Raw genomic sequence first — 247 nt, 5'->3', positions numbered from 1 at the left:
GAAGGCGATGAGACCTTTGGTCTTGTGGTCACAGAAGCAAACGATATCACCACCAATGGTGAGACGGGCGTCACCGGTGAGGCGACCATCACCGATGGCGGCAATGGCCCTGGTGATAACCCAGATAACGATAAACCCACCTTATCGATTAGCGATCCAGTCATTGTTAATGAAGGCGACGATGCCGAGTTTACGGTTAGCCTGAGCAACCCAACCGAAGCCGATGTCGTGATAAATATCGTGCCTG

1 protein-coding gene is annotated in these 247 nt (G+C 52.2%); it reads left to right on the top strand.

Annotated features, from left to right (window positions below):
• On the top strand, positions 1-247 hold a 247-nt coding region (locus BCU68_RS17070), incomplete at both ends, for a hypothetical protein (protein ID WP_198591759.1).

Origin of the sequence: Vibrio sp. 10N.286.49.B3 (assembly GCF_002873395.1) — a bacterium.
Taxonomy (GTDB): domain Bacteria; phylum Pseudomonadota; class Gammaproteobacteria; order Enterobacterales; family Vibrionaceae; genus Vibrio.
Note: the sequence above shows the minus strand (reverse complement) of the source record. Positions and strands in the feature narration are given on the sequence as shown.